At 39.6% G+C, this 21,986-nt stretch carries 27 protein-coding genes and 1 riboswitch; of the genes, 6 read left to right on the top strand and 21 right to left on the bottom strand.

What is annotated here, in order from left to right; all coding sequences use genetic code 11:
- Window positions 1-13 precede the first annotated feature (13 nt).
- Window positions 14-433 carry a VOC family protein gene (locus AC0VYH_RS05920; RefSeq protein WP_475368607.1) on the bottom strand — a complete coding sequence of 140 codons (420 nt, stop codon included), beginning with the start codon at window positions 431-433 and terminating at the stop codon, window positions 14-16.
- Between the two features lie 213 nt (window positions 434-646).
- Between AC0VYH_RS05920 and AC0VYH_RS05915 the strand changes: the two genes are divergently transcribed.
- On the top strand, window positions 647-1,210 hold the full coding sequence (locus AC0VYH_RS05915; RefSeq protein ID WP_475373429.1) for a CBO0543 family protein: 564 nt from the start codon (window positions 647-649) through the stop codon (window positions 1,208-1,210).
- A gap of 25 nt (window positions 1,211-1,235) precedes the next feature.
- Here AC0VYH_RS05915 and AC0VYH_RS05910 read toward each other — a convergent pair whose 3' ends face one another.
- Window positions 1,236-2,768, bottom strand: coding sequence for an FAD-dependent monooxygenase (locus AC0VYH_RS05910; protein ID WP_475373428.1), 1,533 nt, complete (start codon window positions 2,766-2,768; stop codon window positions 1,236-1,238).
- Between the two features lie 135 nt (window positions 2,769-2,903).
- Window positions 2,904-2,987, top strand: a riboswitch (cyclic di-GMP riboswitch).
- A gap of 11 nt (window positions 2,988-2,998) precedes the next feature.
- On the opposite strand from AC0VYH_RS05910, the gene AC0VYH_RS05905 reads away from it, so the two are divergent.
- The 3 genes from AC0VYH_RS05905 to AC0VYH_RS05895 all read left to right on the top strand — a co-directional run bounded on the left by AC0VYH_RS05905 (window position 2,999) and on the right by AC0VYH_RS05895 (window position 4,917).
- Window positions 2,999-3,640 (top strand): HD-GYP domain-containing protein, encoded by a 642-nt coding sequence (locus AC0VYH_RS05905; RefSeq protein WP_430244473.1) that lies wholly within the window; start codon window positions 2,999-3,001, stop codon window positions 3,638-3,640.
- 58 nt (window positions 3,641-3,698) lie between these two features.
- Entirely contained in the window at window positions 3,699-3,866 is a 168-nt protein-coding gene (sda, locus tag AC0VYH_RS05900; RefSeq protein ID WP_430244475.1) for a sporulation histidine kinase inhibitor Sda, read from the top strand.
- A gap of 208 nt (window positions 3,867-4,074) precedes the next feature.
- Window positions 4,075-4,917 (top strand): aldo/keto reductase, encoded by an 843-nt coding sequence (locus tag AC0VYH_RS05895; protein WP_194220660.1) that lies wholly within the window; start codon window positions 4,075-4,077, stop codon window positions 4,915-4,917.
- Window positions 4,918-5,522: 605 nt separating this feature from the next.
- Here AC0VYH_RS05895 and AC0VYH_RS05890 read toward each other — a convergent pair.
- On the bottom strand, window positions 5,523-6,347 hold the full coding sequence (locus AC0VYH_RS05890; protein ID WP_475373427.1) for an STAS domain-containing protein: 825 nt from the start codon (window positions 6,345-6,347) through the stop codon (window positions 5,523-5,525).
- A gap of 317 nt (window positions 6,348-6,664) precedes the next feature.
- A complete protein-coding gene (locus AC0VYH_RS05885) occupies window positions 6,665-7,156 on the bottom strand; it encodes a DUF2798 domain-containing protein (RefSeq protein ID WP_475366844.1) in 492 nt (163 codons plus the stop codon).
- Window positions 7,157-7,379: 223 nt separating this feature from the next.
- Here AC0VYH_RS05885 and AC0VYH_RS05880 point away from each other — a divergent pair, with 223 nt between their 5' ends.
- Complete coding sequence (locus AC0VYH_RS05880; protein ID WP_475366843.1) at window positions 7,380-8,453, top strand: AbrB family transcriptional regulator; 1,074 nt, start codon at window positions 7,380-7,382, stop codon at window positions 8,451-8,453.
- Window positions 8,454-8,517: 64 nt separating this feature from the next.
- Here AC0VYH_RS05880 and AC0VYH_RS05875 read toward each other — a convergent pair whose 3' ends face one another.
- The 17 genes from AC0VYH_RS05875 to AC0VYH_RS05795 form a co-directional block, all read right to left on the bottom strand.
- Window positions 8,518-9,066 (bottom strand): 2'-5' RNA ligase family protein, encoded by a 549-nt coding sequence (locus AC0VYH_RS05875; RefSeq protein ID WP_430244484.1) that lies wholly within the window; start codon window positions 9,064-9,066, stop codon window positions 8,518-8,520.
- 60 nt (window positions 9,067-9,126) lie between these two features.
- A complete protein-coding gene (locus tag AC0VYH_RS05870; protein WP_475366842.1) occupies window positions 9,127-9,759 on the bottom strand; it encodes a VC0807 family protein in 633 nt (210 codons plus the stop codon).
- Between the two features lie 113 nt (window positions 9,760-9,872).
- On the bottom strand, window positions 9,873-10,427 hold the full coding sequence (locus tag AC0VYH_RS05865; protein WP_475366841.1) for a hypothetical protein: 555 nt from the start codon (window positions 10,425-10,427) through the stop codon (window positions 9,873-9,875).
- A 40-nt stretch (window positions 10,428-10,467) separates the two neighbouring features.
- The gene (locus AC0VYH_RS05860) at window positions 10,468-10,980 is read right to left on the bottom strand and encodes a GNAT family N-acetyltransferase (RefSeq protein ID WP_475366840.1); all 513 of its coding nucleotides are present in this window, start codon (window positions 10,978-10,980) and stop codon (window positions 10,468-10,470) included.
- Between the two features lie 120 nt (window positions 10,981-11,100).
- Window positions 11,101-11,529, bottom strand: a complete 429-nt coding sequence (locus AC0VYH_RS05855; protein ID WP_475366839.1) for an HIT family protein — start codon at window positions 11,527-11,529, stop codon at window positions 11,101-11,103.
- Between the two features lie 65 nt (window positions 11,530-11,594).
- Window positions 11,595-12,065 (bottom strand): hypothetical protein, encoded by a 471-nt coding sequence (locus AC0VYH_RS05850; RefSeq protein ID WP_430244496.1) that lies wholly within the window; start codon window positions 12,063-12,065, stop codon window positions 11,595-11,597.
- 91 nt (window positions 12,066-12,156) lie between these two features.
- Window positions 12,157-12,357, bottom strand: a complete 201-nt coding sequence (locus AC0VYH_RS05845) for a hypothetical protein (RefSeq protein WP_475366838.1) — start codon at window positions 12,355-12,357, stop codon at window positions 12,157-12,159.
- Between the two features lie 315 nt (window positions 12,358-12,672).
- Window positions 12,673-13,089 carry a DUF4181 domain-containing protein gene (locus AC0VYH_RS05840; RefSeq protein ID WP_475366837.1) on the bottom strand — a complete coding sequence of 139 codons (417 nt, stop codon included), beginning with the start codon at window positions 13,087-13,089 and terminating at the stop codon, window positions 12,673-12,675.
- Window positions 13,090-13,177: 88 nt separating this feature from the next.
- Entirely contained in the window at window positions 13,178-13,381 is a 204-nt protein-coding gene (locus AC0VYH_RS05835) for a hypothetical protein (RefSeq protein ID WP_475366836.1), read from the bottom strand.
- Window positions 13,382-13,460: 79 nt separating this feature from the next.
- Complete coding sequence (locus AC0VYH_RS05830) at window positions 13,461-13,649, bottom strand: hypothetical protein (protein ID WP_430244500.1); 189 nt, start codon at window positions 13,647-13,649, stop codon at window positions 13,461-13,463.
- Window positions 13,650-14,040: 391 nt separating this feature from the next.
- Entirely contained in the window at window positions 14,041-14,451 is a 411-nt protein-coding gene (locus tag AC0VYH_RS05825; RefSeq protein ID WP_430244502.1) for a hypothetical protein, read from the bottom strand.
- Window positions 14,452-14,499: 48 nt separating this feature from the next.
- Window positions 14,500-14,892 (bottom strand): DUF4181 domain-containing protein, encoded by a 393-nt coding sequence (locus AC0VYH_RS05820; RefSeq protein ID WP_475366835.1) that lies wholly within the window; start codon window positions 14,890-14,892, stop codon window positions 14,500-14,502.
- Between the two features lie 27 nt (window positions 14,893-14,919).
- Window positions 14,920-15,504, bottom strand: a complete 585-nt coding sequence (locus tag AC0VYH_RS05815) for a GNAT family N-acetyltransferase (RefSeq protein ID WP_475366834.1) — start codon at window positions 15,502-15,504, stop codon at window positions 14,920-14,922.
- Between the two features lie 142 nt (window positions 15,505-15,646).
- Window positions 15,647-15,814: a hypothetical protein gene (locus AC0VYH_RS05810; RefSeq protein WP_475366833.1), complete on the bottom strand. Its 168-nt coding sequence runs from the start codon at window positions 15,812-15,814 to the stop codon at window positions 15,647-15,649.
- A gap of 242 nt (window positions 15,815-16,056) precedes the next feature.
- Window positions 16,057-16,791, bottom strand: coding sequence for a YqcI/YcgG family protein (locus tag AC0VYH_RS05805; protein ID WP_283152737.1), 735 nt, complete (start codon window positions 16,789-16,791; stop codon window positions 16,057-16,059).
- 56 nt (window positions 16,792-16,847) lie between these two features.
- Entirely contained in the window at window positions 16,848-17,699 is an 852-nt protein-coding gene (locus AC0VYH_RS05800) for a dimethylarginine dimethylaminohydrolase family protein (protein WP_475373426.1), read from the bottom strand.
- Between the two features lie 191 nt (window positions 17,700-17,890).
- Window positions 17,891-21,082, bottom strand: coding sequence for an SNF2 helicase associated domain-containing protein (locus tag AC0VYH_RS05795; protein WP_475373425.1), 3,192 nt, complete (start codon window positions 21,080-21,082; stop codon window positions 17,891-17,893).
- Window positions 21,083-21,505: 423 nt separating this feature from the next.
- Here AC0VYH_RS05795 and AC0VYH_RS05790 point away from each other — a divergent pair, with 423 nt between their 5' ends.
- Window positions 21,506-21,886, top strand: a complete 381-nt coding sequence (locus tag AC0VYH_RS05790) for a carbonic anhydrase (RefSeq protein WP_430244515.1) — start codon at window positions 21,506-21,508, stop codon at window positions 21,884-21,886.
- Window positions 21,887-21,986: the final 100 nt, after the last annotated feature.

The raw sequence follows: 21,986 nt of genomic DNA, 5'->3' as shown, positions 1-21,986 counted from the left end.
TTGGTTTATGAAGCTATTCTCCCTGCTCAATTGCACTTTCATCCATATGCATCACTTCCCACAAGTGCCCATCAATGTCCTGAAAACTCCAGGCATACATAAATCCATGATCGATGGGATCATTCGAAGCTTTTCCTCCAGCTGCAAGCGCACGATTCACCATTTGATCCACCTCATCATTGCTTTCTGCAGAAAGGGCCATAATGACTTCCGTTGATTCTCTGGCGTTCGTAAGGTTCTTCTTCGTGAATGTCTTGAAGAACTCCTCTACAAGTAACATGACAAATGTATTTTCATTGATCACCATGCACGTCGCATTCTCATCCGTAAACTGTGGATTAAATTCAAAGCCAATTTCAGAGAAAAAAGCGATGGATTTATCGAGATCCTTGACCGGTAAATTCACAAACACGTGCTTCGCCGTCTGAGCCATTCGATCACACTCCTTAGAAAAATGAAATACCTCCTCTATTCATTTCGCTATGAAACCTCAAACTCCTTATCCATTTCCCAAAAGTTTTTATGACGCATAAGAAAAATGAATCAACACGTTCACCGTACACAGCCTTCCTTTAAGAAAATTTCTACAGAACGTAATAACAACTATTTTTGCGTAGAATACTACCCCATAAAGGTGGTGTTCATCATGGATCGACAACAGCAGTTTGATCAACTTGTCTCGTTGCGAAGAGAGCTTGAAGAGAAAGCGAATCATTATTGGCAAAGTTATTCTGACTATACAACCTGGCAGTTCTGGCTTATTTTAGCGTTCATCTTCGTACCGCTTATTATCCTTTATTTTCGAATCGATCGACGCAAAATTTTTCTGCTCGGATTTTTTGGGTATTCCGTTCATGTCATAGCTGCTTATGTGGATGCATTAGGCGTTCGTAAATCCTGGTGGGACTACCCTTATATTGCGATTCCGCAATTACCTGCAAGCATTAGTATCGATGGGGCTCTTGTCCCTGTATACTTTATTTTGCTTTATCAGTGGTGCTTATCACATAAGAAAAACTATTGGTTATATGGCACGCTTTCTGCTGTAGGATTCACATTTATTTTCAAACCGATTTTAATTTGGCTCGACCTCTTTAAGTTATACACGAATTGGTTTGTTTTATTAGGGGCTTACTTATTCGTTATATATGTAGCAAAAGTGATTACCGATATTTTCATCACAATGTCTAAACAAAGCAGGGAGACTTAAGGACAAAAATAACTGAACTTTGCACTTAAGTCTCCTTATATAAAGATAAAATATTGAATTTTGATACGTACTGCTTCAATCTTTCCACTTTCTGTTCACTATCCGCTAAGGCTACATAACCATCCGGACGGATCAGGTACAGCGCATTTTCCTGCAATCCTTTTTTCGTCATTGCTTTTTCAAAGCTAAACTCATATAGAGCATATCCAGATACCCTGGCAAAATCCTTAACGGCTTCATTTGCCTGACCATATACGTGAAGCTGCCAATCCATTGACTTAAGCGCTCCATAATTATGGCATGAATTTGTTTGAATCCATGGCAGGCGATCTCCACCATGAACTTCCCCCGCTGTACCATCACTAAGATGACTTTCGCGATAATGAATGTTGATTTGAGAAAGCCTTCTAAAGGCTGCTTTTCGAGCAATTGAAAAGGAACGAAGCGCAAATGGAGCCACGTTCGGTATAACGATTTTGCGCAGTAATCTGCTCGTCATGTGATCGCCTATAATAGAAGTAAATGCTCGATCTGTTGTATCGATTAGCGTTCTCGCAAAGCCAATGCGCTCCTTTTCAAACGTATCAAGAATAGCTTCATCCGCTTTCTGAAGCAGCACTGCGGCTAGCTTCCACGCTAAGTTCACCGCGTCCCCGATACCGGTGTTCATGCCCTGTCCGCCAGCCGGGCTATGAATGTGCCCAGCATCTCCGGCAATAAAGGCACGTCCTTTTCTAAAATGACTGCTAACGCGATGATGAACTTTGTACGTTTGGAACCAGTTCACATGCTGAATCGTTATGCCTGTTCTCTGCTCGATCAGCGACTGGAAATCCTTGAACGCAACTGAGCTTTGATCGGTTAAATGGCGAGGAACTATTCCAATAATCCGCTCCATTCCCGTGCTTCTAACTGGCATGAACAGGTAAAAGGTGTCAGAATCTAAATACACATTTAAACTACTTTCAGATAACTGGCCAGTGTTCGCTTTAACATCCGCCACAAAAAAACGTTCCTCATACGTTCCACCTGGAAAATCAAAAGCAAGTTCTCTTCGAACGGTACTGTGTGCCCCATCACACCCGCATATATATGAAAACTCACTCCGCTCTTCCTTATTATCTTTTTTAATAACAGCTTGAACATGGTCCCCTTCATCCATAAATGAAACCAACTCTGTCTTCCATTCTACCTCAACGCCTTCGTCGGCTAATTTGTTAATTAGCAGCTGCTCGTGATCATCTTGCGGATAGCTTAGGGCAAATGGGAAAGGACTTAATCCTTTTCCAAGATCGTGAAAATTGATGTTGGCTTTTGCTTTCATTCCTTCTCGAAATTGGATAGACTTCACTTTAATCCCCCGGTGGATGACTTCTTCTGCGAAGCCCATTTGGTTATAAAATTCTAGGGTTCTAGCGTGTACAATTAGCGCACGCGATGCTTCTCCGGGTCCCTCATTTTTCTCGATGATCCGAAATGAAACTCCATATTTCGCTAGGTGGAGTGCTAATACAAGACCCGTAGGACCTGAGCCAACAATTAGTACGTCAGAATTCATTTCCCAACCTCCTTTCATTGGCATTCCAAATAAAAAAACTGAAAAATCAAAGAAAACAGTTAACAAATTCACCTTTTTATGGTATTTATTATATAAGTATATCCTTATGTCAAGATACCTCAGTAAGAGAACCACAAAAAAAGAGAATGCGATGAACTATCATTCTAGCCTGGGCACTTGAGTGATAGGGAGCAAGTAGTGCAACCGGCTCCTTAAAAAGGAGAATGAACATGGAAAAGTGTACATTGTACGGGCACGCTAATTTATTTTCATCACACACACTGCGAATGATGGAACTCCTAAGACGTCACGACCCTCATAGCTTTCTCCATTCAGTACAAACTACGAGCTACTTTATTGATTTCTGTTTGCATTACAATTTCCGATCACTGTTGAAACGGCGCTTTCTTGAGTCTGTTTTGCTACATGACATCGGTAAACTACTTGTCCCAACAGAAATTCTTCAAAAAAAGAGCCCACTAACCCTTTATGAGAAAGAGTATGTCGAGCGGCATCCAGAGTTTGGAATAGAGCTACTTAATGATTTTCCAGAGATTGATATTGAGCCGTCTCTTATACTAAATCATCATGAGAATAGCGATGGTACTGGCTATCCTTATCAATTACAATATGAACAAATTCCTCGATCTGTTTCGATTCTTCGAGTCATCGATAGCTTCATTGCGATGACGTCTGATCGAGCTTATCGTCCAAAACGTTCTGACCAATCAGCCATTCATGAAATTAACGTTCATCGGAATAACTTCTATGAGCCATCCACTACCTCCTTGTTTATCTCTTATTTGGAAAAACGGCTAAAAGGGAAAAAGGTTCTGCTTCATTATTTTGATTATGCCAAACGTCAAAATTAAGCAGCGCTATTCAATAACCGTTTAAACAAAACCAAATACAACAGGGAGGGCGAATAGATTGCGACTCTTATCAACTAAGGATTTACTAATTGCATTTTGTGATGCGTATACTCTTCAATTAGATGAAGCTTTTATTGAAATGTTAACGAGCGAAATCATCCGAAGAGGCATCAATCCTCCCCAAACACGTACGGAGTGTTACGAACAAATCGCCAATTTCACTTGATGAGACAGCCTCTCATGACGCTACATTAAAAAAATGCTTATCTGGTCACAACTGGCCAATAAGCTTTTTTTGATAAATTTAATTGATTTCATCTCCCTTCACAAATAAATTCACTGTTAATACGCTTACATATGTTTGCATTTTTTAGGAAGTGGTAGATTTAAAGTGAGATAAAAAAGTTAAGTATTATTGAAAGGAATGATCTTTGTTGAAGGAATCAATCCCAGAACTAACATTGAATGATGGTCTTACACTACCCGCTATCGGTTTCGGTACTTACTTGCTAAATGGAAATGAAGGGGCAACCGCTATTAATAGTGCGATTGACGTTGGCTATCGCCTCATCGATACAGCTTACAATTACGAAAACGAAGGAACCGTAGGCGAAGCCATTCGTCGAAGTACAGTTCCTAGAAATGAACTGCGCGTCACTTCTAAATTACCAGGTCGCTATCAAGAATATAAGAAAGCTGTTACAGCCATTCAAGAGTCGTTATATAGAGCCAACCTGGATTATTATGATTTGTACCTCATTCACTGGCCGAACCCTAAACAAGGTCTTTATCCAGAAGCTTGGCAAGCATTAATTGACGCTAAGAAATGGGGACTCATTCGCTCGATTGGCGTATGTAATTTCCTTCCGGAGCATCTAGAACAATTGGAAAAGGAAACCGGCGTAAAGCCAAGCATCAATCAAATCGAACTACACCCCTTCTTCAACCAGGAAGATCAGAGAAGATTTCATCAACAAAACAACATCAAAACACAATCCTGGAGTCCGCTAGCTCGAGTGACTGACATTTTAGAAAATGAAACGATCAGTCAAATTGCAAATCAACATAACAAATCAGTCTCTCAGGTGATTTTACGCTGGCATTATCAATTAGGATCCATCCCGATTCCTAAATCTTCTTCTCCAGAACGTCAGCTTGAGAACCTCTCTATCTTTGACTTTTCTTTAAATGAAACAGAAATGGCGATGATGGCTGAATTAACGAAACCAAATGGACGATTGAATGATCAAGATCCAGCTACTTATGAAGAATTTTAAATTTCTCCATCTAACGATTCAACTAACCAACTAGAAAAGGATGCCCTGCAGCCATAACAGGTTCTGTTTAGAGCTGCAAATAAACAAATATATACTGTTCTAGAGTCTGATTTGATAGCTAAATCAGACTCTTTACTTTTCCTTGGTGTTGCTGTTTTGGTTGTATCTTTCAACCATTTTTAGAATATCATTTAGACATCCATTGTACGCTTCAGAATTAGTACTTGAAAACGACTTCAATTTCGGTAGATAATGAATGGATAATATGGAAATTATATGGTGAAATGTAAAAAGAGAGAAACTTCTTTTCTTCGATTAACTCGAAGGTTAGTTAAAGGGAGCTTGGATTTTAAGCCTTATGTATGTACAAGTAGGGAGTGAACTGTTTACCTAACGGGAATAGAGCCTCAGATGCGCAACGTTCAGCCCCCACCACCGCTATAGTAAGAACATATAAAAAAGTTAACCAGAAAAGTCTGGCTAACTTTATATTACGAACGGTTGCTTTAAAAAACAGAATAACTAGATATATAATTGGCGGATCGTTCTTTTGGGTCCGTCTTTTAATTTATTATCATAGTATCTATAAACACAGGTAAGCATCATTAAGCAATAAAATATTTCCCTAATGCCTGCTGTAACGTACCTAACGTTTTGATTTCTTCACCTAATTTAATGCCAAGCGCCGTTACTTTCCTTACAACTTCCTTCCTTAATCCGGTTATGACAGTGTTACACCCCATTAGTGAGGCGCCATCAATGATTTGAATCAATCGGTAAACCTCTTCACGCCTTATTTCTGCAACTCCGGACAAGTCCATAATCAAAGTTTGGATACGCATTTCGCTTATTACGGATAATACCTTATCCTCAAGTATTTCGGTTCGTTGAGCGTCAATTGCTCCTATTAAAGGGAGAATGCTTACTGAGTGGTTTATTGGAATAATTGGTACTGAAAGATTTTCAACTAGTTCTCTCTGAGCCTTTATAAGCGAATCTTTATATTTCGTATAACTTATGAAAAAGGAATTCAAAAAGTAGTCTACTCGGTTGTTAATTTGTTTTTCCATTTCAAAGAAATTAAAACCCTTATCATTACTTTCCTCGGTATATTTTTGAAAAAACATCCACAGTGTTCGACGTATAGCTTGTACCCACTCTAATTTAAAAGAGATAGCAAGGGAATGTGTTGCCCAGGCAATTCCTTCTTGTTCCGCAAATGCATGAAGGTCCTGATCATTCTCTTCAATGATATAAACTACGAGTGTTTGAGCATTAGTAACAAGATCGATATTGCCTACTCTTAGTATTTCATAGATCTTATCTTTAACGTTGACAGCTTCTTTTAGTAGCGTATCTGTAAAGACTTGGATGTTTGCTTCGAAAAATTCGATGAATTGGAATGAATCTTCATACGTAATCGATTGCAATTGCCTCTCCTCCTATAGTTATAAACTAGTTGCTTTTATTATAAAACAAGCTATACTTTTATGCAGTAAATCCTCCTAGGTTTTTTAAGGTACTTAATTCATTATTAGACGCAAAAAACCACCTAACGGTGATTTTTCAAGAGTTATTTTAAGGATATAATTGTGAGACTTTTATTAGAGTTATTTTCTGTTCTAAAATAGCTTATAAATGATGATTTTCACCTTAAAACATAACCCGTTACTCCAGAAGCGCATCCTTTTTTCTTTACGAAGTTGTTCACTTCCCCAATAAACCAAATTCACCGCTACTTATTCCATTACTGCGCTCTAGCACTCATTGGTTTATTCGTTTTTACATACTTCACGAACAACCACCGAACGAGTGGGCCCATAATAAGGAGCTGTAACGGGAAGGCTACAATGACATTCTTCATAAATAACGAAACATACTCTCTTAGGAAGGAATGCTCCATAGATCCGATATTAGCATATGACATTATTAATCCGTAAAAAGACATAAAGAATACCATACCGATAACCATACAAGTTGAAAGAATTAAAATGACCTTCCATTTATGAGATTTGTTAAAAGGCAAACGAAACGTAATTTTCTTCGCAATGGGAGCTACCACAATAAATTCAAATGACAAAGCGATAATATAGCCAAGCAATAGACTCATCAGCAATTCTATAAGAGCCATTTCTCTCAATAATCCATTCGTAGATAAGTTATAGAATGTCATCACACATACCATTCCAAAACACATCATTAATCCAAAATAAAAACCTTCTTTTTTCGTTTCTGGCAAAACAACTCATCCTTTCTTTCTAGCATAGTGACAAGTATAGTCATTTCAATTCGCGCTCGTAAGTGAACATTTTGTGAACATTTAAAGCGAGCCGTATCGCATGAATATGCTAATGAAGATATGCTACACTGATGAAAATCACTGTTCTCGATTCAAGAGAAAGACTGTTACGATCTGGTCTTCTCGACATACAACGATATTGTTTTTTGAAGGTGCTGTTTGAATGAAAAAAGGACTACTACTCTTCATAGCTTTTACCGTTGGGTATCTCTTTGATCTTATCAACATTCCAGCTGGATGGTTACTAGGTGCAATGCTTGTTGGAGCCTTCTATCGACTTATGATTGATGATATGGCATATCCGAATTTATTGTTTGACCTCTCGTTAGCCGTGATCGGTGTCAGCATCAGCTTAAGTATTAAAGCGAAAATGTTTCAGGAGGTCGCAAGTTACCTACTCCCTCTAGCCGTCTCAATGATCATCTTATTAATTGCAAGCTGGGTTTTAGGAAAAATTCTAAATAACTATTCAAATCTTGATTCAAAAACAGCGCTATTCTGCTGTTTACCAGCCGGTGCATCGGTCATGATGGCTCTGAGCCGCGAATACAAGGCGAACCTAGGTATGGTTGCTGCCTTTCAAACGGTTCGCATCATGATGCTCGTCTCAACTATCCCGCTCGTCGCTGGTTTTATGTCTTCCTTTCTATCAACAGATGAAGTACAGGGTGCTGCGATGAAAGCCACATCTCAAGTGAATATGCCGATAGGACTCGCCAGTCTTTTCTACCTTTTGTTAATTGGAATCACCCTTTTCCTCGCAAAGAAATGGCGCATTCCGATCGCCCCTTTTCTATACGCCATTATCATTGGATTTCTCTTTCACACGTTTATCCAACCGCTTCCAACCATGCCGAATCTCCTTGTAGGTTTGGGGATGGCGATGCTAGGCGTCATCATCGGAGTGCGATTTGATCGCAAAGCTTTAAAGGAAATCAAAGAAATTGGGTGGACAAGTGTTTGGATTCTTCTCTCATTCTTTTTCTTAACATTTGTCGTAACGTTTGTGTTCTATCTCATGACACCGCTCGATTTCATTACAAGTCTACTCGCGATCGTTCCAGCTGGCGCACCGCAAATGTCTTCTGTTGCAGCATCTCTTGACTTAGATGCCAGCATCGTCGCTGCCATGCAGGTCATTCGCTTGCTCGTGCTTGTGTTAATTATTCCAATGCTCGTTCCTTTTCTGGTTTCCAAAGAGCAAGGTCATGAAATAAGCGGACAAGAAAATACATAAGAAAAAGCAGGTGCACATCAATTTAGTGTGACCTGCTTTTTCTTATGATTTTCATAGAAGCCTATCATTTTAACCTTTTTGAGTAAATAATCGGCGCGTTCATTCCGTCCTCATCTTCCTCAACCAATTCGATCAGTGCCACTTCTTCGATTCTGCCATAGATCGTATCATTCCGTTCAATACAGTAGTGATAGACCTTCGCTAAATCTTCATGAGAAAGATCATTAGCTAACGTACAGTGAGGAATCCACTTTCCAGGTAAATATAAAGAGTTAGCTGTTTCATTGAATTCGCCAAGGTTTTGATAATGATCCGCATGAAACGTAAGCAATTCCTGCGTCACTGTAGGCGTTAGAAAGATCGCTCCATAATCTAGGAAAGATCCGATTGTATTAAACGTAATCTCAAAACCACCTTTTTCATTATAATAATCATCCACTTCGTCTATGAACTTCTTTTTATCTAAGCTTTCATAGCTTCCTAATGTAATATGCGGTCTACCATCCTTCACTTCCTCTGCGTAGAAAGAAATGGATTGCTCACTCAGGTCATTCCATATGTCTTTCACCTGCTGTTCCGTCTTCTCATCAAATAGTGCTATAAACCAGTACACTGTTTAGCCGCCTTTCTCTTCTTACCCCTTTGTTACGAAGCCTTCTCTCATACAATTTTGCTATAACGTTTGTTCCAATTCTTTGTTGCTTTTGTATTGTAGTAATTTGGCAATATGGAAAAACCCGTAGACGGAGATAAGCGTAATCCCCCAACCGACTATTTGTTTCAGAAGAATACCTTTATCAAAAGAATCTACCCCATATTGCAAGATTAGCCAAACATTAATCGACGCTACGATGATATCCTTACACGCAAAACCAAAAGTGATGAGCTTAAATATCGTTAAGATTTTCTTCTGGTAAAACTCCTGTTTTAGAATGCGACGGCTCCTTCCTTGGAGCTCCATAATATCGACTGTAAACAATAAATAAATAGGTCGATTGATCAAAATACTAATGATCATAATCAATGCGATTACATAAGAATAGACCACGTGATTCCAAAGCATTTGAATGGCAGACCCGGAAAGAACGTCAACTAACGTACTCGTTGCTAACGTCACAATGAGAAAAATCCCAAAAAAGTTTATTTTCTTCAGTAGAATAAAGCGGATGATACTATATATCAACCCAGGGATAGTTGATATAAGCATAGCATAGTAGTCACCAATGATGTCTCGAGACAGGTGCCAAATGCCAATCGGAAATACAACGTAGCAAATGAGATCCCATATGAGAATATTTCGATTCACTAACTGTTCATCCTCCTCCGTACAAATGCTTGTGATTATAAAACAAGAGCTTCTCCTCGTCCCGGAAAAGCTCTTCCTTAGAAATTTCATCGTGTTAGAAATCAAACGACTGATCAGTTCAATTCATATGTTCCATCTTCATACACTTTGTACAACCCTACCGTTCCAGAACCACCCTTTTCCTTAAGGGATTTGGAAGTAAGTTGCACAGTATAATAAGGTCCCCCGTCATCTGTTTGAATCGGTCCCATCTCTCTAAAAACGATATCTGCAAAATCAATGTTTTGTGTTTCATCAGCTTCTAATTCACGCTTCAAATAATCGACAGCCGAAGTACCAGAAGTAATAGTGACCTCGCTCGATTCTGAAGTCTCCTCCTTAGAATCACCTTCTGTATGATCATTCGTATTCTCTTCTGTACCCTCGTCACTCGGATCATCAGATGTTGCTTCGCCTTCTTCCGTTCCTTCTTCATCAGTAGAAGCTTCATCGCTCGTTTCGGTGCTTGCTTCTTCATTCATCGAAGTGTCGGATTCTTCACTCGAACTATTAACCATTTCATTCGAGCCATTCGACTCGGCTTGCTCACCGGCTGAATTATTTCCACACGCAGCTAGCATCAAACAAGTAACCACGCTCAGTGTAACCATTTTTCTATTCCATTTCATTTCGCAAGCTCCTCTATTGCAGTGATTTCACACTATGTATCTAGCTCGCGGTAGGATTGAAGAGTTTAAACACCGATTGTTCTTCACCAAATCGCTTCAATTGGGCTTCACACGTCATACCCACTTTTCGCAAAAGCTTACATGACGCCATATTTCGCGTTTGTGTCTCAGCGACGATTTCTTGTAGCTGCCATTCACTAAATCCATGCTTGATCACACGAGTAACGACCTCGCTCGCATAACCGTTCCGCCAGTACTGTGGTAGAAACTGATATCCGACCTCTGTACGAGCACCATCATGATAAGAATCAAGAAAAGCAAAACCGATAAATGCATGACTGTCATTTAGAAAGATCGCCCAGTAGCGGCCCTTCTTTGCGTGAAGCATATGTGTGAAGTGATGCTTAAACGCCTCTTCCTCCACCGTTCCACCTAAGTATTTTCGCACATCCTCGTTCTCATAAAGCTTTTTAACAGACTCATAATCTCTCTCCGAAAATAAGCGGAGATAACATCTTTCTGTTTTCAGGAATTTCCCTCCTATCCGTAGCAATGGTTTGAACAAAATTTTTCATTAATATACAATTCCAATTATTTCAAAACAAACAATTAAATTCAATCATTTCACAGGAGTGCCATTTAAGTTCTTCTAATGAAAAACCAACTTTTCACTTTACGACATCATTTCCATTTGTTTCATTAACTTCTCTTTCGTGACTCCTAAGCTAGCTTTTTCTTTACCATTCTCGCTCTCTTCTTCATGATAGAAAGCTTGTCCTTCATATCTCGGGATCACATGCATATGGTAATGACTCAAATCGTTGAAAGTCCCGCCATTTTGGCAAACTGTGATTCCATCAGGCGCGTAAAGTGCTTTGATTGCTCGGGAAATTTTCATTGAAGCAAGCATGATCGCATTGGCTGTTTTCATGTCTAACTCTTCCACATCTAAAACGTGTTTCTTAGGTACAATTAACGTATGACCCTCGTTAAACGGCTCAATATCTAAAAAGCAACAAACATCATCATCTTCGTATACAACATGTACCGATTCGATTTTGTTTGCCAATTGACAGCCTAAGCATGCTGATACCATAGACATTCTCTTCCCCTTTGCTTAATCGCATTTATTTGTTGCAATACCTTATTTCTTTTACTAGCCAACCTTTACTTCACCTGGTAATCATTACTCGTTTTTACACCAAACCGATAAGTTGATTCTCCTAAAGACTTACCGCCTTTCCCATTCCAGAAGAAATGAAGACGATAGACTGTTTCACCATTAGTCGAAGGGCTAATGGTAATATTATTTGAATCCAATTTAATATGTTCGCCCGTCGTTTCATTTATGAGATTGATCGTAGATGGCGCTGGCTCCATCTCGTCAAAACTGATGCCTATGGATTGCTTGCCGATATCGACAATTTCGGGGTTTTTCTGTGATTCATTATTAGCTTTTGTTACCATGACACAGTCATTCCAGCACACCGTTTTTGCGCTGTGCGCTATTTCAGTTTTCGCTTGTTTATCAAGATTCCACACTTCCACTTTTGGTTTAGGCGCTTCCTCACCGTTCAATTCCCCACTGCAAGCAGTTAGTAATGCAATCAGAAGGAAGAGTAATAAACGTTTCGTCATATGCCATCCCCTTACGTCTTATGAAAATTCACACCCTAAGTTGTTTCTCGATTTTGACTCATTTGAGAGAAACCATTCCTTCACCTATCATTCAGCTAAGTCCAAACACTTCCTTAATGCTGACATCGATCATATATGTCATCGCACATAAGGAAATGAACATGATTGCACCAAACCGAAAGTGGATAGGTTTCCTTATTAATAATCGATCGATAACCAAAAACGTTACGGCAGGAATGAGGCTACCTAAGCCTACTATAGAGCCAGCTAGCAAGTGCAGAATAGTCGTCATATATATATCCTTTTGACGAGTTGTGATTGCAATCGACTTAGCCAACGAATCACTTATTAGCGAAACCGGCACTCCGTAAAAAAAGACTCCATAGAACAGAATGATGTATATATACGCCGTATCTTCTTGAAGCTCTGCGAGACCGCTACTTAGCGTAGCGTCTATAAGAACCGCAGAAACAATGAAATAAATACTTGATAACAGAAGAATCGTGAACGATCCAGCAACGATTTTTCTTTTTATGTTTTCAATGAAAGCTGCTTTACTACCCAGTAGATCCCCTCCAGTCTAGTCATATATCGGGTATCCTTTTCATCAAATAATCCCAAAAAAGTTTGTTGAAAACATTGATGTTAAGAAGATAATGATGAGCGCCAATTGAATCGATGTGAAAATATAATCATTTTTATTAGCTGCATACTTCTTCTCCATAATGACTCGAACAGCTTCCGACGCAATAATAAAAACAAACAAAAGAATATGTGTTTGTAGGTACCAAATAGGATCATGAAAACCTCGATAAATATGAACGACAAAACTAATGATCAATAAAACGATAAAACTAATCCGAATGCCCCAATCCCATTTCTTATGTAGTTCATTCACATGGTTATACGAGAAGATTTGTTTCTTTTCAACCTTAAGCCATTTTCTTAGGGCTTTATTTATGAAATAAAGTGCAAATCCAGCAACCGTCATCACTATGATGACCTTCGGGAAAAACGTTTCCACTACATCACCCTCAAATCTTAAAGTAACAAAACATGAACATAGAATTCATAACTATCTTTCAACTTTTCCCTAGCCCTCTCTTATCGGTTTATTCCTGTTGGTTCTTTCTAGAAAGAAGTGATAAGAAAAACAGCGCTAGTCCTAGAGATATGGAGGCTACGATCATCGATTGGTCCTCTTTCGCACTGCCTTCAATTAGCTTTATTGCTAACAAAATAACCCCAGCGATGATAAAGAAAACACCTGCTGCAAAATTGGCTTTTCCTAAGCGTGTTAACGTTATAAACATCATTCCATTCGCCCCTTTTGATAGAGTTGAAACATGGTTTGGATATGTATGATTGCACTAACAAATTAATGAAGGAATACTTTCATTCGCTCGTTCTTATTTTCCGTAGTTCACTCACAATCCCACCTATACAAACAAATACTCCTACAATGCCAACTACATTTACAAAGACGCCAGTAAAATCATCGAACTTAATACCTTCTTGAATATTTGACCAGAGGATTAAAACAAACACAGCAATTTCAAAGATAAAAAAGAAGATTCGCTTCAAGTTATCACCTCAATACAGTTAATGCTGCTTCCCGATCGACTTCTCAATCAGCGCTACTCCATACGTTTGGCTCAATGAATTCTCTAAGATCATGAATGGAGCCAACTATTTTTTCACAATCCATTTGATTAAAGAAAAGACGACTAAAGCGCCAAGTACGGTGAATAGAAACGCCACTACCGCAATGGACAAACCTCCCATCCCCATTCAACTCTCACATCCTTTTAGCGATCCTGTTCTTAATTCGATTGTTATCATCCTCTCCCTCTCACAAAGAAGTTCCGTATTCCCTTACTAACTATACGAAGTTCACCTTAGAATCGTTTCGCTTTTCCGTAAACAAAAAGGCTGAGTATAATGCTCAACCTTTTTTCATGTCTCTATAATGGCGTTACTTGTTCCCTTTTAAAACGAACTCTTCCATTTGACCGTCCCACTCGATGACTGTATGGATTCCCTTGTCGAGCTGAAGCTCATCACAGGGGTAGGCACAGCCTAATGTATCTTCAATCTCGATCTTAGAGTTATTCATTTCTACTTCTCCGGTTTTCTGCCAATCAACATCGTAAGCTGTTTCACCACTAAAAGCATATGTAATATTTGTAGAAGGAATTTCACCATCGCCAATATATTCTAGCATTATTCCTCTAAACTCTTCTCCATTCTCTTCACGGAGATCGTATTGAACAGTCCAATTTTCGCTCGTTCCAGCTAGAATCCCATCAGGTAGATTTGATAATGAGGATGGATTAGAGCAAGAGGCCAAGAAAATTGTTAACAGAATGAGACATTTGCCTTTCACTTTGTTCACCACTTTTCATATTTAATTTTATTATGTAGTGAGAATAGGTTATGAATATTGATCTATACACAAAATCAAAAAAGATAGAACGCTCATCAAAGAGCCTAACCAATAATGGTAATACGATTTTCCAGAGCGATTTTTAAGAAGTTCCTCGATTCCTTGATTCATATTGTGTAGAAAAAACAACGCAAAAATAGGGCTGATTTTCATCATAACAGGATAGTTTTCGCTATTAGGTCCCACATTCCAATCAAAATTACAATAAATGAATAGAACAACTAATACTAGATCAATGACCATGGCAACTTTATTGCGATCCTTAGACATCATCCACTTCGTTTGGTCTTTAATACCAAGACGCCTTTTAAAATAATACTCACTAACCCATATGTATACAGCAAATAGAATGACAAGACTTACAATTGTAGAGGCATTCACCTGAAATCACCTCGTCTATTAAATTAATTATTGTAGTGAATTTATTTGAGACGTTTTTGCTCTTCGATTGAATTCATCCGAAAGAATTGAATACATCTTAAAGTCATGAAACTTCCCCTTCGCAAACATCGCTTTTCTCATAATGCCTTCAAACGTCATGCCCGCCTTTTCCATCACTCTAGCCGATCCTTCGTTCGCGACAAAACATCTGGCCTGAATTCGCTCTAATTCTAATACATGAAATCCATAAGCTATGATTTGCTTAGCCGCTTCAGTCATATATCCTTTACCCCAACAATCTTCAGCAAGTACATAGCCTATTTCTGCTTTTCGATGTTTACTCTCAATGGTTACAAAATCGATCGTACCGACAAGCTGACCAGAAGATTTTAGCTCCATGCCCCATAGTGCTTTGGTTTCTTGACGATAACCCTCAAGGATCATCTCAACGAAGCCTTTCGTATCCTCTATAGATTGATGCGTTTCCCAGCTTACATGCTGTGATACATTGGGATTGGAGCCGTATTGATAAATAGTTTGAAGATCACCCTCGGTGATTTTTCGTAGAATCAAGCGTTCCGTTTCTAACTGTGGTATTTTTAAAGAATTCAATAATTAGCCCCCCATTCTATGACGATGTAACGTATTTTTTCAGGAACACATTCTTTTAAAGAACATTGATTAAATCCATATTTTCGTATTCAATCGAACACCTATTCATATCTTAATGCTGTGTTTCGATTCATTACTCTGCTTACATCCATAAATATAAAAATTTCATAAAAAGCAAAGTAAATAAGATTAGTAGGATGTTTTTCATTTCCGCTACCGGTGAAGGTTCATCCTGTTTCTTCCTTATTTTTTGTCTATACTCATTCTGAATTTTAAAGAAACTATTCTTCTCTTTCTTTTGACCCTTCATCTGAGTACCTCCCAAATGAAACCGCAAAATAGTCAATCCATTTCCAGGAGCTTTATATTCACTTTGGTAACCCTTACATTATTTACATCTCTTTTCTTAATACCGCTGGATTTATTACGTTTCATTTTAACATATTATTCCACGTGGGAATCCAAAAGAATGATAGGTTATTAATAAAACGACACATGAGCCGGCTCATGTGTCGTTAAGGTTACTTATTTCATATTCATCTAGAATTCAACTTAACTATTTTTATGAAGGAAAGGGCATTTTCCGACGATTGGCTCTATGTCATCCCCGATAAACGACTGTTTCCATTCATTATGGTTAGGATCTCCGAAGTGGCTAATATCCGGATGCTTCGGAAGGTTATCCCATTTCTCTACACGCGCACGCACTTTGTCACGCGACATGATGCCGCCTTTTTCGGTTCCTTCCAATCCTTGAAAAATCGTTCTAGGCTGAAATCCTAAGATCAGGCTGTTGCCAAGGTTACGCGTTTTGCGTTGTTTATAGGCAGGTGCGTTTCCAAAAGTAAAGATCGGCTCTCCCGCGAAGTGAAAATCCCATAAAAAGTGCTCGGGATCCTTTGGTGCTTCACTTGGCCATGGAAAACGATCCTGGTTATGTAGATACTGTAGAATGTCCCAGAAGTAAGAACGATAGTAGTCAATCGACTTTTCTTCCCTTTCCGGCTCTACAAAAATAAATAATCCATGTCTTATTTTCGTAGGTTCACGAAATAAGCTAAGAAAGCTTTCCACCGCGTCAGGCAAGTTGGCCCAATCATCGTGTTCAATGTAAGAATAGCGCAGCTCCCCTTTAAGTTGAGCTGTTCTACCGAAAAAACAAGGAAATGTTGGATCTGTAACTAACTCACTGAACGTCTTATATTCTGTTAAGAGCCATTCTGGAAGATCTTTACGATTCTCAATATCCTCCTTTGTTAACAAGAAGCGACTTTCTGTTTTTAGCATGGGTTTCTCTCCTTTGAATAAAAACTTCACTTTAAAAACGAAGCTTGTTATGTGACTTAACCTCGTTTAAGTGGAAGAGTACAGCACCGAAACGAACCTCCTGATTTAATGATTTCAGAGAAGTCTACAGGTAGTACGGTAAAGCCTTCAGACTCCAATACGCGATTTAAACGTTTGTTTTGCGAGAGGCTAACGACTTTACCTTGACCGATCGAAAGAACATTTGGGCCCATATAAAACTGTTCTTCTTTTGACACGTAAATCAAATGAAAACGAGCATTTAACTTCTTTAAATCCTCACTAGTAAAAGCGTGCGGATAGACGAGCGCAACCTTTTCACTAATGATGTTGAACACACAATCTAGATGAAGAATATCATCCTTTAACGTTAGCGGTTCAATTTGATAATCAGGTAGGCGCTTTTGTAGTTCTTGAATGGCTAAGTTAGACGTTCGTCCACTTTCCCCAACGTAAACGGTCGACCTATCAATGACAACATCGCCCCCTTCCATTGAGAGTGGCAATCCTTCTTGATAAGTGATCGAGCTTTCCTTCAGCCATGTTTTTAATGTATTTGTTTCTTGCTGGCGAACTTGTTCACTCATTGAAGCGACGAATAGCTCTTGACCAATGGTAAACCCAATGTCCCGCGTAAAGACTTGCTCGGGAAGATCGGGGTTCGCCTCAAGTTCATGAACATTAACATCGTGATCTTTAAGAACGTGAACAAATTCACTGTGCTGCTGTAATGCTTTAGGAACGTTAATGTTACTTCTTTCATAATGCTTTTGCGTTTCATTTATAATTTCAGTTATTTTCATAAAGGATGGTTTTACGACTAATACCTTTTTTATACTCGTATATTCAGTGTTACACTTTATGCTTTGTTTGATCGCTACTTCGCTCATGTCCCTTACCTCCATCTTGCATTTACGTCTTTCTTCCCTATCACAACCAACCTAAAACCTGGATAATGAAAATACAATGAATGCTTTTTTGAATTTGAACGCGTTGCCAATTGGTAGATTTTTCATTTCTCATCTTATTAAAAAAATCCCCGCATCGTACGCGAGGATTTAGCATGTTACCTTTATTCCATTTATACATCCATCAATATTTCTCGTATATCTTCTTCCGTTAAGTTTGTGTTGGCCTTTTCGTCTGAATCTATGATCTCCCCGATGAGCTCGCGTTTTTTCTCCTGAAGGTCGTTCATCTTTTCTTCTATCGTGCCGCGGGCTACTAGCTTCATGACGTTGACAACTTTCTCCTGGCCAATACGGTGCGTACGATCTGCCGCTTGCTCTTCAACGGCTGGATTCCACCAAAGATCGTAAAGCACAACCGTATCCGCTCCAGTTAGGTTCAGTCCTGTGCCACCAGCTTTTAAAGAAATCAAAAAAACATCTCGTTCGCCGTTGTTAAACCGATTGCACTTCTCCACTCTTTCCATAGATGGCGTCTCCCCATCAAGATAGAAAAAGTTTTGTCCACGAGCGGCTAGCTCCCTCCCAATGATTTGAAGCATTTTCGTGAACTGAGAGAAAATTAATATTCTCCGACCAGAACGCCTTGATTCTTCGACAATTTGAAGCAGCTGCTCGAATTTAGCAGAGCTCCCCTTATATCCATCAACGAACAAGGCGGGGTGACAACAAATTTGGCGCAGTCTTGTTAAGCCAGCTAAGATTTTGATGCGATTCTTACTAATCGTATCTCGATCAAGGTGTTTGAGCGTATCGGTTTTTAACTTCGCAAGGAAAGCGGCGTATAGTTTCTTTTGCTCTGGTAATAAATCTGTTAACTCTAGAGATTCGAGCTTATCCGGTAGCTCTGCTAAAACATCCTCTTTCATTCTTCGAAGTAAGAACGGTCGCACTCTTCTCGCGATCGTTTTTTTCGTTAAGTTACCGTAAGCTTTTATCCCCTTGAAAAGGTCAGGGAAAACAACGTGATAAATCGACCAGAGCTCTTCAATCGCATTTTCAACAGGCGTACCCGTGAGTCCAAAGCGATGATCGGCGTTGATTTTCTTTACCGCACGGGCGGTTTGAGTTGAAGGGTTTTTGAATGCCTGTGCTTCATCAAAAAAGACGGTGTGGAAGGATTTCGTTTCATACCATTTCACATCGCGACGAAGTAACGGATAAGACGTGATGATAACGTCCATTCCTTCGACCGTTTGCTGAAGCTTGTCACGTGTTGATTGATTGCCGTCAATGATCAGCGTTTGAAGCACTGGAGCAAATTTTTTCATTTCATTGTACCAGTTATACGTAAGAGATGATGGACAGACGATAAGAACAGGCTTTTTCTGTTCACGAATGGCTGTAAGCTCAGATACGATAAAGGTGATGCTCTGCAGCGTTTTTCCGAGTCCCATATCATCTGCGAGTACCCCGCCAAATCCATAGCTCGCAAGTGTTTTCATCCACTCATATCCTTGAATTTGATAATCACGTAAAACCCCTTCTAATTCGGGCGGTACTTCAAATTCCAATTTACTCGGATGCCGCATGGAATCGAGAAATTCACGAAACGATTTGTCTGCTTGAAAAATGTTCTTCTGCTCAATCGCATCCATCAAATTTGCGCCTTTCGTAACGGGGAGCGAAAAATACGGTTCCAGTTGTTCTTGAGGAGGAACGGTCGTTAAGAAATGATGAATGTCTTCCATTTCTTTCGTTTCAAGCGATAAGAGTGATCCACTTCTAAGACGATAGTATTTCCGCTTTTCTTCTAATGCAGCTAGGATTTCTTTAATTTGATTGTCGGATATGCCGTCCATTTCAAATTTAAATTCTAACCAATTTGTTCGTTCTCGCTTCTTCACCTTCACGTTGATTTTAGGATAAGTTGGTTTTTGAACAAGACGATTTCGAACAGCAGTCGTCGCATATAACTGTAGCAGCGATTGAAGCTTTGGAACGGTATGGTAGAGAAATTCATACTCAAGTTCTTCATTTTGCATCAAATAGCCACCGTCCGTTTTGGAAAATCCGCTCTCTTCCATCATCGCAAGAATTTCTTCTTCCTTCTCAACATCTCGAATGATCGTTGAACCCGGCACATCGCGATTCTCTAACGGCTGAATCACTACTTCTTCATACTGAAATTCAAGCCCTGCTAGCAGACGATTTCTAATGCGATCTAAGTAAAGTCTCGCCTTTAACGGTGTTTTCATAAATTTTTCACGGAAGGCTCTCGAAAGTTCTACATTTCCCATTCGTTTCAAATCAGGTACAACTTTTTCAAGAAAATGATCAATCTGTGTGTAAGGAATGGGAATAGAATTTGTCCCGGGTGACGGGAGCATCTGCTTCAATTCAACGATTCGATGAAAATCTCTCTCTTCTAATTGAAAGACCGTTCCATGATAGATCATCGATTGATACGCATTCAAAATGGTCATGCGTTCGAGTCCTTTAATCGTGACTTGGCAACTGTCCGCATCCGACTCATCTACGATAAACCGGATCGGTGGTGAGCCGTCGATCACGTTGAGACGCTCAAAGAAACGACCGTTATGCTGGAGCTTAACGTCTGGTGCCTTTGTTAACAAAGGGATCAGGCTGATCCACGAAGATGGCGAGATGATCAACGTGTCTCTCGACGTGTGGTCTGTGGATGTGTATGGCGCTGATTCTAGAAAGGCCTCCTCATCACTAGCGACTCGGATAAGGTGATGAAGAATCGCATCTGCTTCAATTGAAAAACAGTGAAGATTTGTATCATATGTAAAGTTCGCGGAGATTTCACTAGGCTTCCCCTGTTTCACATGAGAAAGAAAGTCGCGAATGCCAGGCACTTTTGTTTGTTCAATCGCTACTTCTATCCCAAGCACATCCTGATCGTTTAGCGAAACAGGTTTACATGTAAATACCGCATCAAGCATCTTTCTTTTTTCAAAATAGCGTTGATGGCCACTCTTTTTAGAACCATCCTTCGTAAACAGCGTCATAAAGTCTTCTGTAAGCTCTCTATTATGAGTCTTGTTTTCCTCTTGTTCTTGCTGAAGCTGTTGGATCGCAATGAGAACAGCCGCAATGTGCTGACAGTCTTTTTGGAAAGTTGCAAGGGAAGGGCAGCTGCATTCCGTTTGAAGCTGGCCATCTTGATCCTTGATTACCGATACGAAAAAATCTTCTGTTCCATGAACGGTGGCCTCACATTGATCAGATTGATCACTTTGAAAGGATACTTTATTTGAACGGTAATAAGCCTCCCCTTTTTTGAAAGAGAGATCCCCACACATTTCTTTGATTCGATTTTTGTTTAGTTGAATATCCATGTTATCCCGATCCTTCATAAATAAATAACGTGATGGTCGCTTCCATCTTATCCACTCGTTTTCTAGTTCCATTTTAGCATATGTCACAGGCACTTACGGTCCAATGCCTATACGATCATATTCTTGTTCTCATACACTATCGTACAACTAATTAAGGGGGAAACGATCGTGTATCGACCATATTATCACCACGGACATGGAAGCTACTATCCTGGTTACGGGTATCATCATGGCCATGGCAGTTACAATCCCGGCTACGGCTATCATCACGGACACGGAAGTTATTATCCTGGCTATGGTTACCATCACGGGCAAACAACTTACCATCCTGGTTATGGCTTTCACCACAGCCAGAGCACCTTCCACCGCCCTTAATAATACAATTTGGCAATGAAAGAATTGCGCATGAAAGACAGGTGTAACATGGAGAAACGATTCGGAACGGCATTGAACTGCATAGATGGACGAACACAAATCCCTGTCACACAGTGGCTAAAAGCACAATATTGTCTTGATTACGTTGATCTTATCACAGAGCCAGGTATGGATCGCGTATTGTCTCATGGTCCACGATGTGACATCGAGCGCATTAGAGAAAACTCGCTTATTTCACTCACTGCTCATGCTTCTCAGGTTATTGCGGTCGTTGGTCATTGCGACTGTGCTGCCAATCCCGTAAGCAAGCGCCAACACTTTGCAGATATCGCTGCTTCCACCCAAGTTGTTAAATCATGGGGATTTCCAGTTTGGGTCATTGGTCTCTGGGTGGATGAGTATGGCCGGGTAGAGGTTGTTTGTGAATAAAATAAAGGGCCGTCTCCAGCTGTAGGAGATGGCCCAACGTATGTAGAAGCAAATTGCCTTACTAAGAACACCAACATTTATTGTTTCTCGCTTCAAATAC

Source organism: Anaerobacillus sp. QJM3NY_32 (assembly GCF_056173645.1).
Note: the sequence above shows the minus strand (reverse complement) of the source record. Positions and strands in the feature narration are given on the sequence as shown.